The organism is Nonomuraea sp. B1E8, from assembly GCF_039871515.1.
GTDB lineage: Bacteria > Actinomycetota > Actinomycetes > Streptosporangiales > Streptosporangiaceae > Nonomuraea.
In genome coordinates this window covers 1-13,015 of sequence record NZ_JBDPLS010000028.1, presented here as the reverse complement: position 1 = coordinate 13,015, position 13,015 = coordinate 1, and the positions used below count along the sequence as shown (strand labels likewise).

Here is a 13,015-nt window from a genome sequence, read left to right as displayed (position 1 = left end):
GTCGATCGACGTGTTGGATGAGGCCGTCGCCCGTTACTCGGACATTCTGGATTATCTCGGCGAGGACATGGCATACACGGTCACGCTGCCCAACTCAGGCGAACTCACCATCGAAGAGGCTGTGCGTCGCATGGGGTTCGACCCCATAGAGATAGAGGGTCCTGGAACCGTACCGCACAGCGGCCACAGCATCCGCCTCTACCAGGTTGGCGTCGGCGTCGTCACACTGGACGGGGTCTACCCCAGGCCGGAACGCAAGCAGGTAACCGATCAACTGGGCGGCGACGGTTTCCGGCACTGGTACGTGGCATTCGACATCAACGGCAACGCAAGCATGTACGCCGACTATGGGGGAGGACAAGGCAAGCTCGAGTATCCCGAGCCGATCAATCTTCCCTTCACCCCTTGGACAGAACTCCTCGGCCCCTTGCGCCCTTACGCTGAATTACTCGCACGCGCCTATGACAGCGAAGAAGCAGAGGCGACAGTGAACTTCGTCGCAGCATGCCTTGCTGTGACCGAACTGGAGAGCGGCATACGGCTGGAACCAGAGTTGCTGCATACCCCATACTCGGCTCTGCCCCTCCCATCTCCCAACTTCGACTAGGCCCGTCTCCCGGATCAAAGGGCATAAGTTCGCTTCGATCGAGTTTTACGATGGCCGCGATGTCAGCGTAGGGATGGCCGCTGCCGCAAGGTCAGGCGCTGCATCGCTATATGAAGGATCGACTCCCTCTGGGAGGACAACGTCACGCTGAAAGACCTTACGTGCGCCACTCCGGCCGTGCAGGCCACCAAGACCGCGGCCAAGACGCATTGTGACGAGTTCCCTTTCAACGCCACACTGGAAGGGACCGCGTCCCTCAAGTGGGATTACTCCGTTGTCTACGTGAACGAGACGGAGAACAGAGCGGCCGGTGGCCTCATGTCGCACTTCATGGCGTACTGCAGGATCCTGGACAATGACCCGTTCTGGGTCCGAATAAAGTCGGGCAGTCCACCCGCGCAATAGACGCTGGTAACGTCCTGTTCGCCTACGGCCCCGGTGGTGGGCGAACAGGACGATCTGCAGCTGGGAAGGAAGCACATGCGGCCAGGGATTTCGGGCGGCGGGCGATTCGGCGAGAACTACCGCCTGTTCGCAGGGGAAGGTCTGGCCGAGTACTGCTGCCTCACCTGGGTCGAACTCGCCGATCCGGACGAGGTCGCGCGGCGGTTCGGCGCGACCCTGGACGACGTCCGTGAGTGCACCATTGCCGAGGCGAGAGGCGAGCTGCCGTCATACCCTGGCCACAACGCGCCGCACGTGATCGTATGCGGACGCGCGGGTGACCGCGTCGTCGTGATGGAACCTCTGGGCTGGCATGGCAAGGTGAAGATCGAGCAGATTTCAGCCGATGGGGTCGAGGTCCTCAACCTGTTCGCCAACCTGAACACGCGGCTCAGCCTCCGGCGGGCGGCCGACGGTCGGGTCCTGACCGTGGTCGACAGCGGCGGCCTTCGATTCGCCGGAGGTGAGGATCCTCACGGTCTCGACGACCGCCTGGGGGACCTGCCGCTGTTCCCGCCGCATCCTTATGACGAACGGCAGGGGGCCTTCCTGGAACTCGCGTTCACGTTGGCGGAGCACCGGCTGGACGTCAACTGGTTCAACACCACCATTCACCGACGCTACTTCGTCCGGAATCAACCCTCCAGTTCGTAACGTCGGTCAGTCAATCGCCGCAATCGTGTGCCCCAGCCTGTCCGGCCCGAACGCGGTCCCCAGCCAGCCATCGACCTCATCCAAGTCCCCGCCTCCCGAAGGCGAACGACCTTGGGATGGGCGCGCTCGTTAAGGATGGCGTACTGGGCGGGCTGCACAGGTAGTACGCCTGCCGGTTGGACGCAACCCCGTCTGGATCACGTCGCACCGCGCGCGGCTGCTTGGCGAGGGCTTTGCCAGCCTACGCAATGAGACGTACAGCAGCAGGCCAGGTACGGTCTGGCCAGCTTGTCGAGTACTTGAGCATGAGTTCGGGGCCTGCTCATTGCCCCTGGTCAAAGGCCCAATGGGAGCCTCCGCGGCGGTTGATGGTGTCCCCGCTGCCGCCCTTGGTACTCGCCGTTCTTCCCACCTGGTGGTCGAGACCTGGATCGACCGATCCGACGCGACCTACGGGGGACACCATGGCCATCGATCTACAAGACAGCACAGCATCGAAGACCTTCCACCGGAATGCTCTGAACGCAGCGGACAGGGCTTTTCAACTCTTGATCATCGGTCCGAACCCGCTCTCGATAGATGGCCGCTCCATCGGGCGTGGGGCGCCCCAGCGTCCGATCGATCTTGGTGAGGTCAAGGCGCTGGTGCTCTCGCCGAAGGCGGACGACGATCTGAAGGACACTGTCTGGGCGCATCTCGTGCGGCGCTCGCGGTGCGACGGCCCCGCCTGGGTGATCGGGTGCGTGGGGGTGGCTATGCCGGGACTGAAGAACCTGGCCACGCGGTGCACGCAGAGCTGCTCGGCACACGTGGCAGAGGACATCGTCTCGGAGATGGTGACGTATTTCGTCGCCCAGCTCCGCCGGATCGATCTCGACCGGCCGAACATCCTACCTCGGCTGCTGCTGTGGGCGAAGAAGGGCGCACTTCAAGTTCGGGCGCAGGAACTGGCCTCCATCGAGGTCTGCACCGACCTGCCGGAGCCCGTGGCCCTGGACAGCGAGCCGTTCATGGTGCTCGCCGAGGCCGTCCGATGCCATGTCATCACCCCGGACGAAGCAAAGCTGATCAACGCAACGCGCTTGGAGGGGCAGGCGCTGCGGGCGTACGCGCAGCGCCTGGGCGTGCCGGCGGATCGGCTGTACAAGCGCCGGCGGACGGCGGAGGTGCGGCTGGCGCGGGCGATCGAGGAGGGTCAAGTCTCGGTCAGCGGTGACGGGCCGGCCTCCAATCTCGCCTGCTGAATCGGTGGTTCATCTATGTCAGCCGTGATCACGGCTCGGGGCGGAGTTTCGGGGGGCGGTTGCCCGTTCCCATCGAGTCCATCGTCCCTCGTCCTTCGAAGGAGGACACCCATCCCGGACCGTTCCGGGCCTGTGATCACGGCTGGCCGCCAGGTCAAAATCTCGTCCTTGGGGGCCATGTCATGAAGCCGTCTCGGCCTTGTCCGTTGTTCGTCATCCGGGTTCCGGCGAAGGTGAGCTGGGTGCGGCGTGGTGTCGCGTCGCTGGTGTGGACCGGCGGCTGCACCATCGCGGCCCTGACCGTGCCGGGGATCGCCGAGGCGATGACCGCGCTGGCCTCCGCCTCGCTCGACCAGGTCATCACCAACCTGCGCAACGTGGTGGTCGGGCTGCTCGTCGGGCTGGCCACGCTGTTCTTCACCATCGGCGGAGTCCGCTACATCCTGGCCGGCGGAGACCCCGGAGAAGTCGAGGCCGCCAAGAAGACACTGCGGTACGGAGCGCTCGGCTACGGGGTGGCGGTGCTCGCGCCCGTTCTGGTGGAGATCCTGCAGCGGATCGTGGGGGCCTGACGTGGCCGGTACTCGCCGAAGAGCGGCCGGGCTGCTCGTCCTCCTGATGGTCGGTGCCGCGCTCGCCCTGGCGCTGATCAGCGGACGCGCGCTCGCCGCCTCTCCGACAGCGACACCGACGCCCACCCCAACCGCGACGCCCTCGACTTCGGCCGTGGCGCCAGCACAGGACTGCGGGTTCATCAGCGTGGCCTGCGAGGCCCGCCAGGCGGTCAACGAGTGGTTCACGCACCTCGTGGAGACGGCCTCCAAGCCGGTGTTCGAGATGCTCGGGTCGACCGTGCTGGCGACGCCAGAGCTGGACTCCCCGGCGATGGCCCGAGCCAAGCAGTTGTGGGAGATCTCTAGAACCATCGCGAACACCTGCTTCGTACTGCTGGTGACAGCCGCGGGAGTGATGCTCATGGTCGGGCAGGCGCTCCCGGGTGAGAGCTCGGCGCGCGAACTGCTGCCCCGGCTGGTGTGGGCGTTTCTCGCCGCGAACCTGAGCCTGGTCGCGATCGGGTACGCGATCACTCTGGTCAACGGGCTGAGCCACGCGTTCCTGGCCGACGGTGCCGACCGGATCGATCCGGAGTCGGTGTTCAACGCCACCAAGACGACGATCCTGGCGGGGATCGCCACTCACGGCGTGTTCTTCGCGCTGGTGGCGCTGGTCGCGGTCGTCCTGGCGGTCGGGGTCGTGTTCACCTACCTCGTACGGATCGCGCTCACCATGGTCGTGATCGCGGCAGCACCTCTGGCGTTGATCTTTCACGCGCTGCCGATGACGGACGGGCTGGCCCGGTTGTGGTGGCGGTCGTTCATCGGGCTGCTGACGATCCAGATATGCCAGTCGCTCGTGCTCGTCACGGCGCTGAAGCTCATCTTCTCCGACAACCCGGCCGAGGACGCCGCCGCGTTCTGGGTCCCCACCACGGCGGACCTGGCCGACCTGCTCATGGCCGTGTGCCTGCTGTTCGTGCTGTTCAAGATCCCAGGCTGGGTCGCGAGGACGATCTGGCAGGCCAACCGGCCCAGGACGCTCTCGCGCCTGGTGCAGTCCCTGATCATCTATCGCGGGCTGAACTTCCTGCTCGGAAAGCGCGCCGGTGCGTCACGCGCGGTACCGCGTTCCGGGCCTCCGAACCCGCCGACCGGCAACGGGCCCAATGGTCCGCCCAGCGGCGGTCCTCCTGGCGGCGGTCCGCCCTACGGTGGGGGTCCTGGCGGTGGTGGCCCTGGTGGGCGGAATCCGAGCTCGGGCGGGCCGAGCGGCGGGGTACAGCGACGCCCCCGTCCGTCCCGGCGGCCCACCACGGGCTGCGGCGGCAACGGAAACGCCCGTGTGGGACGTACGAATCGCCCATCCCGTCATGACCACCCAACGCGCCCTGACACGCCGGACAGCCCCGTCAGAAAGCAGCCAGGCCCGGTAACCCATCCCCGCCCGCAACCGGGCCGTCGTGGCCGACCGCCCGTCCGCAACGACCAGCAGCCGAACGCCACACGCCTGCCACAGGCGTCCGCCGCACGCCGCGCGCAACGCGGTCAGTCGCAGGTCACGGTGCGGCTCGACGTGCCTCGTCCTCGCAGAAAGGCAGAACGCCGTGCGACACGCAAGTAACGAACGGCTGGTCGCCACGATCCCGGCCGACGTGGAGATGCCGGACAAGATCCTGGCGAAGTTGACCATCCGGCAGGTCGCGATCCTGGCGGGAACGGGACTGCTGGCCACGTGGGTCTACCTCATAGCCGGCGACCGGCTCCCCATCCCGGTGCTCGCCGCGATCGTCGTACCGATGATCGCCTGCGGATGCGCCCTGGCACTCGGCAGACGCGACGGGCTCGGTCTCGACCGGCTCGCCCTTCATGCCCTCGCATGGCTGCGCCGGGATCGCAGGCTCGTCACGGCTGAGGAGGGAGTGCCCGAGCCGCCGGCCTGGTGCCGAGTACGAGGCCAGCTCCCCGGGCGCTTGCGGCTTCCGGTCCGGGCGATCCGTGAGGACGGCGTCATGGAGCTGGCCGAAGGCGGAACCGCGGCGGTCGTCCGAGCCGGGACCGTGGCGTTCGGACTGCGGACCGGCGAGGAGCAAGCGGCGCTGGTGGGGGTGTTCGCCGGGTGGCTGAACTCCCTCGACGCACCCGTACAGATTCTCCTGCAGGCCCGCCCGGTCGACCTGTCCGATCTCGCCGACCGGATCAGCCATGCCGCCGAGCACCTGGCCGATCCAGCACTCGAGCAGGCGGCACACCAGCACGCCGGCTTCCTCACCGAACTCAGCGCGACCCGAGATCTGCTGACCCGCGACGTCCTCGTCGTGGTCCGTCATCAGGACAGCGAGCAGCCGCCAACGTGGAAGCGCGGGAATCGGCGAGCGGCTCACCGGAACAGCTCGGCGGCGATCGTCGCTCGTCGCGCAGAAGAGACCGTCCGCTCCCTGCTCGCGCTTGGCGTCCACGCCTCCGTCATGGGCGCCGACGACGCTCGCGAGCTGCTGGTGCGGTCGTTGTCGCCGCGCCGCGCGGAACCCGTCGGGATCGCGCGCCCTGATGAGCCGATCTCTCGCGGAGAAGACGCCTGATGAAGTTCACCCGACTCTCCGACCACGCCGCGGAACTCGCCAAGACCGCCGCCGCCTTGCCCGGCCCCGCATCGTTGAAGATCAATGCTCGTTCGGTCGAGTTCCCCGACGGAGTCTGCGCGTCGTTCGCGATCGCTGGATACCCGCGCGAGGTGGGCGCGGGCTGGCTCGAACCGCTGACCGGCTATCCCGGACACCTCGACGTGTCCCTGCACATCGAGCCCGTGCCTCCGCTGGTCGCCGCTCAACGGCTCCGCCGCCAGCTCGCCCGCCTGGAGTCGGCCTCCACGAGCGGCCGTACGCCGGACTTCGCGACCGAAGCGGCGGCTGACGACGCCGCGGAGCTGGCCGCCTCCCTCGCCCGCGGCCACGGCCGTCTCTTCCGTGTCGGCCTCTATCTCACTGTCCACGCCGCGGACTCCGAAGAGCTGGAGGCCGAGGTCCAGCACGTCAAGGCGCTGGCGGCCTCGCTTCTGCTCGACGCGCACGCGACGACGTTCCGCTCGATGCAGGGATGGACGACCACGCTCCCGTTCGGCGCCGACGCGTTGAAGACGCGCCGGACCTTCGATACCTCGGCGCTCGCGGCGGCGTTCCCGTTCGCGTCGCCGGATCTGCGGCCTCGGCTCGCTGAGACGCCGGTGTTGTACGGACTGAACGTCTACTCCTCCGGAGTCGTGCTGTGGGACCGGTTCGCGCACGACAACTACAACTCCGTGACGATCGCTCGGTCGGGGGCGGGCAAGTCGTACTTCACCAAGCTTGAGGTGCTGCGGCTGCTGTTCCACCAGGTCGAGGTGTGCGTCGTCGACCCCGAGGACGAGTACCGCCGCCTGTCAGGGGCCGTCGGGGGAACCATCCTCGGCCTCGGCGCGCCCGGGGTGTGCTTCAACCCCTTCGACCTGCACGACGCCACCGAAGGCGACGACGCGCTGGACCGGCGCGCGATGTTCCTTCAGACCCTCGTCGGGACCATGCTCGGCGAACCGCTCAACGCTGCGACGAAGGCCGTACTGGACAAGGCCGTGATCGCCACCTATGCGGCCCACGGCATCACCTCCGACCGACGTACGTGGAAACGTCCCGCGCCGCTGCTCGCCGACCTGGCGACGATGCTGGAGGCTACGGACGCGCCGGAGGCGTCCCAGCTGGCCGCGCGGCTCGCCCCGTACGTGTCCGGTTCGTATCGCAGTCTGTTCTCCGGCCCGACCACAACCCGCCCGGACGGCCACCTGATCGTGTTCTCCCTGCGGGACCTGCCCGAGGAGACCCGTCCGGTCGGCATGCTCCTGGCGCTCGACGCGATCTGGCGTCGCGTGTCCAACCCCGCCGACCGGCGCCGCCGCCTGGTCGTGGTCGACGAGGCGTGGACGCTCATGCGCGAGAACGAGGGCGCGAGGTTCCTCTACCGGCTCGCCAAGTCCGCCCGCAAGCACTGGACCGGCCTCGCCGTCGTCACCCAGGACGCCGGCGACCTTCTCGGCTCCGACCTCGGCAAGGCCGTCGTCGCGAACGCCGGCACCCAGATCCTTCTGCGTCAGGCCCCGCAGGCCATCGACGAGATCGCCGACGCCTTCAACCTCACCGAAGGAGAAAGGCTTTTCCTGCTTTCGGCCGGCCAGGGCGAAGGCCTGGTCTGTGGCGGCGTTGGGGACCGCGCGGCCTTCTCTGCCGTGGCCAGCGCCTCCGAGCATGCGCTCGCCACCACCGACCCGGCCGAGTGGGAGGCCGACCAGCCGTGATCCCGCCCCTTAGTGACCCGGTCCTCGGTGGAGCCGTGATCGGAAGCGTGGTCGCCTTCGCGGTCACGGCCAGAGCCGTCCTGTGGCGGTGGCGCAACGCCCGCTTCGCGCGGAACGCTCGGCTGGTCGAGATCGCCGTCCCGCCGCAGGTCGAGCCCGGCAGCGCGGCGGCCTGGTGGTCCCAGGTCATGGGGCTGACCGCACCGCGCTGGAAGCGAGCTCTATTCGGCCAGCTCCACCTGTCCTGGGAGTACGTGGCCGACTCCGCCAGCGTCCGGGTCCAGCTCTGGGTACCGGGCCTCGTCCCGCCCGGGCTGGTCGAGAAGGCGATCCGGTCGGCCTGGCCCGGCGCGACCGTGACCACCCGTCCGGCCGAACCGCCCACACCGCGCGGGGTCAGGACGTCCCGGGGGCGCATGACCTTGGCCCGCCCGGACCACTACCCGCTCACGACGACGCACAGCGGCGACCCGCTGCGAGCGCTTCTCGGCGCGCTGTCTGGGTTGCGCCCAGGCGAGCATGCCGCCGTCCAGGTGCTGGTCCGCTCGGTGACCGGGCGACGGCTGTCAGCCGCTCACCGAGCCGCCTCAGCGTTGCGCAACGGTACGTCCGGCAGTCTCCGTTCCGAGCTGTTCGACCTGATCACACCCGGCGACATGAGCCTTGCCAGGCCGGGCGAGCTGGCCAGGATGTTTCCCGAACGAGCCGAGGAGATCCGCGCCATCCTCGCCAAGGCAGGCCAGTCGCGCTTCGCCGTCCAGATCTCCTACGCCATCACCAGTGATCGCCCCGACGCCCGGGGCCGCCTTCGCGGGCGAGCTCATGAGATCGCCGCCACGTTCGCGCTGTTCGCCTCCGGCCATCAGTATCTGCGCCGTCTACGCGGCCTCGACCTGCCCGGCCGCATGTCCAGCCGCCGCATGAACACCGGGTATCTCCTGGCCGTCAACGAGCTCGCCGCGATCGCCCACCTGCCCTACGACCAGGCCGCCCCTGGCATCTCCCGCGCCGGAGCCCGCCCCATCGCGCCCTCCCCCGACGTGCCCACGTACGGGCCGGACGTCCGGGTGCTGGGCGACGCCGAGACCGGCCACCCGCGCCCTGTGGGCGTCACCGTGGCCTCCTCCCGCCAGCACCTGCACGTCCTCGGCCAGACCGGCGTCGGCAAGTCCACCTTCCTGGCCAACCTCATCCTGTCCGACGCCCACGCCGGCCGAGGTGCCCTCGTCATCGATCCCAAGGGCGACCTCATCGACGACGTGCTCGACCGCCTGCCGGAACGTGCCATCGGCAGGACCGTCCTGTTCGACCCGACCGAGCCGGGCAGCCCACCCTGCTTCAACGTCCTGGCCGGACCCGACCCGGCGTTCGCCGTCGACTCGATCGTCACGATCTTCCACCGCTGCTTCGCCTCGTCCTGGGGCCCGCGCCTGGACGACCTCATGCGCTCGGCCTGCCTCACCCTCGTCCGCGCCCAGGGCCATCGCGCCACCCTCGCGGAGATCCCCAAGCTCCTCACAGACACCCCCTTCCGTGCCCGGATCGTCAGCCGGCTCCAGGACGAGCTGCTGCAAGGCTTCTGGACCGCCTACGACGAGCTGTCCCCTGCCGCCCGCGCCGCCGTGATCAGCCCTGTCATGAACAAGCTCCGTGCCGTCCTGCTCCGCCCGTTCGTCCGCGACGCCCTCTCCGGCGGGACCTCCACCTTCGACCTTGCTCGCACCCTGGACACCGGCGGCCTGGTCCTGGCCCGCCTTCCCAAAGGTGTGCTGGGTGAAGACGCCGCCCGCCTCTTCGGCTCCGTCCTCCTCGCGCACGCCTGGCAGGCCATCACACCTCGTGTACGCCTCCCCGAGCACGAGCGCCGGGACGCCGCCGCCTACATCGACGAGGCCCAGAACTTCCTCAACATGCCCATCGCCGTCAGCGACCTCCTGGCCGAGGCGCGTGCCTACCGCTTCTCCCTCGCCCTCGCCCACCAACACCTTTCCCAGCTCCCCAAAGACCTGCGCGAAGCCGTTTCCGCCGACGCCCGCAACAAGGTCTACTTCACCGCCTCTCCGGAGGACGCTCACGAGCTCGCCCGCCACGTGGGCCCCGTACTCGGCGCGCACGACCTGTCCCACCTCGGCGCGTACCAAGCCGCCGGACGTGTCATGACCGGCAAAGGCGGCCAATCCCCGGCTTTCACCTTCCGCACCCGCCCTCTCCCCGACCTCATCCCCGGCCGTCAGGAAGCGGTACGAGCAGCCTCGCGCGCTGCCTTCTCCCGTCCAGAAACCTCCATGCCCAGCAGGCCCAAGCTCCGTCTTTCGACCGACCCGCGCCGAGCCCACGAGGAGAGCACCAAATGACCCGACCGAACGCACCCCGCCGTCTGCTTCCCTCCCGGCACCAGCGCCCCCGCATCACGCAGAACCTCGTCGCCGGCCTCGCCGAACGCCTCACCCCACGAGACGCCGAAATCCTCGACGCCGTCTGGGAACACCGCGTCCTCACCACCGACCAACTCACCGCGATCTTCTTCCCCAGCATCCACCGCGCCCGCCACCGGCTCCTGGCCCTCCACGAGCTGCGTGCCCTCGACCGCATTCGCCCCTGGGCACCCACCGGGAGCCGTCCGTGGCACTGGATCCTCGGCACCGCCGGAGCTCACCACCTTGCGGCCCAACGTGGCATCGCCCCGGCCGAGCTCCGATATCGCCCCGATTCCGCCAGCGCCATCGCGCTCTCGTCCCGCCTGAACCACCAGGTCGGCGTCAACGAGTTCTTCGCCCAGCTGCACGCCACCGCCCGCCACCGGGCCGACGGGGCAGCGGTCACCGAATGGTGGCCAGAACGTCGCTGCGCCGCCCTCTGGGGCGATCTGGCCCGCCCCGACGCCTTCGGCCGCTGGACCGAACCCTCCCCCGCCGGCCAGCCCGACACGATCGACTTCTTCCTTGAGCACGACACCGGCACCGAGGCCCTGTCCCGTGTCCTGGCCAAGCTCGACGGCTACACCGCCCTCGCCGAAGCCACCGGCATCACCACCCCGGTCCTGTTCTGGCTCCCCAGCGCTGCCCGCGAAGCCAACCTTCGTAAGCCCCTGACCAGCAGCGACGTTCCAACGGCCACCGCCGTGCACACCCCCGCAGCGGCCCCTGACGGCCCCGCCGGACCCGTATGGCTACCAGCCGGATCAACGGGCCCCCGCCGTCCGCTGATCGCCCTACGGGACGCGTGGGGCACCATCAACCCCCACAGCGAGCCCGTTTGATGGCGGTCATCGCCACGACAGTGACCGGCGTGCTTGTCCTGGTCGCCATCATCATCGTCGGCGTCGTCGCAACCGTGCTGCCGCACAACAGCGTGCCGACCCCTGACGCCCTGTGTGCCATCGCGGTGCTGCGTACCGCCGAACCCGATGCCACCGCGCTCACACGGCCCGCATGCGCGCCACCCCGGATCACCGGGACAGGGCACGGCGCAACAGCCCTTGCAGCCGCTGCCCGCTGGCTCGGCACCCCCTACTCATGGGGAGGCGGCGGACTCGACGGCCCCAGCCGGGGGATCGACCAAGGGGCGAACACGGTCGGCTTCGACTGCTCCGCCCTCACCCGCTATGCCTGGCACCAAGCCGGAGTCGCCCTTCCGCGCACCGCCGCTGAACAGTGGCACGCCCTTCGCCACATCGGACCCGGCTACCAAGCTCCAGGAGACCTCGTGTTCTTCCAAGGCTCCGGCGGAGGCCCCAACCACCCTGGACACGTCGGCCTGGTCCTCGACACAGACCGCATGATCGAAGCCCCCCGTACCGGCCTACGCGTCCGCATAAGCCGGTACACCGTCCGCCAGGACATCATTGGCTACGCACGTCCAGGCAGCTAGTGCCAGGATCGGCGCCAGGCTGGTTACAGCGCCAGGTATCGCCGAGGTACACGCCCTCCAGCATTGGGGGGTACGTTGAGCACGGCGGGCTTGACCGACTGCCCACGCCAGAACACACGCTCGCGGCGGCGGGAGCCGTCAGCCGGACAGCGCTTTCAGGGCCTCCTTCACGTTGTCGAGGAATTTTTCGTTGGGGACATTCTTGCCTTGCAACTCGTTGTCCCAGACGTACAGGCACAGCTCCAAGACCTCCTCCGGCGTGGTCTTCTCGGCGCTGCTCTTGTTGGTCTGGTCTTCCGACGCCTTGAAGACGCGGAAGGGGCCGTGACCCGGCCGTCGAATCTCCTTCACCTCGTACTGGCCGACGGCTCCACCATCCGGCGCCTGAATGGCCACGTCGATGTTGGGCTTTGCGGCGATGAAGCCTTGACCGTGGAAGGAGGTGATCAGGCCGAAGTGCCTCTCAGCAGGGGTTGAACGCAGCCCGCGTTGGCCGTCGAGGTTGCCCGTGACTTTCAGTTCGAACCTGGCGGCGTACTTGCCACGGAGTGTGTCCGCCTCCTGCATCGTGCCGATGCACTGGTTTTCCGGCGCCACCGTGTTTCCGCCACGGCTGTAGCTGACGAACTTCCGTTGGAACACATCCTCGTAGGCAGCGAGGTGCGGGCTCGGGCCCACCTTCAAGTCCAGGACGATGCCTTGGCACGTTCCACCGATGTAGGACTTCGTGAGATCGACCAGGTTGTAGATGACATCGGTCTCGAGCGGCTTCTCCTTGTTCGTCGCCTCGATCCACCCCTTCAGGAGCGCCCGCGTTTCGGGGAGCGTCTCGGTCCGCTTGTTGTCGTCCTCGGCGAGGATCGTCCTCAGGTTTTCGACCTTGACGCCGGAGCCCGACAGCCCCAACGATGCCTCGTCGTGAGGGGTGCCGTTCCAGCGATGCGCGTAAATCGTCACCTCGTGTCCCAGAGCCCTCCACGTGTAGACGTTGAACTTGTCCAACGTGCCCAGGGGGTTGTCACCGAACCAGACGTGATTCACCTTCACGGCCATTGCGTCACCGGCGCTTTCTGCGGTTCGTGATCCATGCGTGTGGCGATCCTTCGCACGACGAAGGTCGCTCGAAGAATCTGCCGCTTCGCCGAGGGTGTCAAGAGATTCGGTAGTGATAGATAGTTGGGGGCGGGGCCAGCCGCGGGGGGGCCCCCCCCCCCCCCCCGGGAAGGTTGGATCATGAGAAGGTTGCGCGCCCTGGAGCCCCTCGCGTGGGTCGGGCCCGCCGTGCTGCTCATCGCGCTGGTCGTGCTCTGGCCCGTGA

11 protein-coding genes are annotated in these 13,015 nt (G+C 68.2%); 10 read left to right on the top strand and 1 reads right to left on the bottom strand.

The window, feature by feature from the left end:
• Positions 1–10: 10 nt before the first annotated feature.
• The 10 genes from ABGA98_RS44765 to ABGA98_RS44720 all read left to right on the top strand — a co-directional run bounded on the left by ABGA98_RS44765 (position 11) and on the right by ABGA98_RS44720 (position 11,697).
• On the top strand, positions 11–607 hold the full coding sequence (locus tag ABGA98_RS44765) for a hypothetical protein (RefSeq protein ID WP_347624582.1): 597 nt from the start codon (positions 11–13) through the stop codon (positions 605–607).
• Between the two features lie 441 nt (positions 608–1,048).
• Positions 1,049–1,705, top strand: a complete 657-nt coding sequence (locus ABGA98_RS44760) for a hypothetical protein (RefSeq protein WP_347624581.1) — start codon at positions 1,049–1,051, stop codon at positions 1,703–1,705.
• Between the two features lie 464 nt (positions 1,706–2,169).
• Entirely contained in the window at positions 2,170–2,949 is a 780-nt protein-coding gene (locus ABGA98_RS44755) for a hypothetical protein (RefSeq protein WP_347624580.1), read from the top strand.
• A gap of 242 nt (positions 2,950–3,191) precedes the next feature.
• Positions 3,192–3,521, top strand: a complete 330-nt coding sequence (locus ABGA98_RS44750) for a pilin (protein WP_246064429.1) — start codon at positions 3,192–3,194, stop codon at positions 3,519–3,521.
• 154 nt (positions 3,522–3,675) lie between these two features.
• Positions 3,676–5,127 (top strand): hypothetical protein, encoded by a 1,452-nt coding sequence (locus tag ABGA98_RS44745; RefSeq protein ID WP_347624579.1) that lies wholly within the window; start codon positions 3,676–3,678, stop codon positions 5,125–5,127.
• Positions 5,111–6,085: a PrgI family mobile element protein gene (locus ABGA98_RS44740; RefSeq protein ID WP_347624578.1), complete on the top strand. Its 975-nt coding sequence runs from the start codon at positions 5,111–5,113 to the stop codon at positions 6,083–6,085. The genes ABGA98_RS44745 and ABGA98_RS44740 overlap by 17 nt, the downstream gene beginning before the upstream one ends.
• Positions 6,085–7,827, top strand: a complete 1,743-nt coding sequence (locus ABGA98_RS44735; protein ID WP_347624577.1) for a conjugal transfer protein TraC — start codon at positions 6,085–6,087, stop codon at positions 7,825–7,827. Before ABGA98_RS44740 ends, ABGA98_RS44735 begins: the two co-directional genes overlap by 1 nt.
• Positions 7,828–7,862: 35 nt before the next feature.
• Positions 7,863–10,181 (top strand): ATP-binding protein, encoded by a 2,319-nt coding sequence (locus ABGA98_RS44730; RefSeq protein WP_347624576.1) that lies wholly within the window; start codon positions 7,863–7,865, stop codon positions 10,179–10,181.
• Positions 10,178–11,086 carry a replication-relaxation family protein gene (locus tag ABGA98_RS44725; protein ID WP_347624575.1) on the top strand — a complete coding sequence of 303 codons (909 nt, stop codon included), beginning with the start codon at positions 10,178–10,180 and terminating at the stop codon, positions 11,084–11,086. Before ABGA98_RS44730 ends, ABGA98_RS44725 begins: the two co-directional genes overlap by 4 nt.
• On the top strand, positions 11,086–11,697 hold the full coding sequence (locus ABGA98_RS44720; protein WP_347624574.1) for an NlpC/P60 family protein: 612 nt from the start codon (positions 11,086–11,088) through the stop codon (positions 11,695–11,697). The genes ABGA98_RS44725 and ABGA98_RS44720 overlap by 1 nt, the downstream gene beginning before the upstream one ends.
• Positions 11,698–11,835: 138 nt before the next feature.
• Here ABGA98_RS44720 and ABGA98_RS44715 read toward each other — a convergent pair whose 3' ends face one another.
• Positions 11,836–12,750, bottom strand: a complete 915-nt coding sequence (locus tag ABGA98_RS44715) for a hypothetical protein (protein ID WP_347624573.1) — start codon at positions 12,748–12,750, stop codon at positions 11,836–11,838.
• Positions 12,751–13,015: the final 265 nt, after the last annotated feature.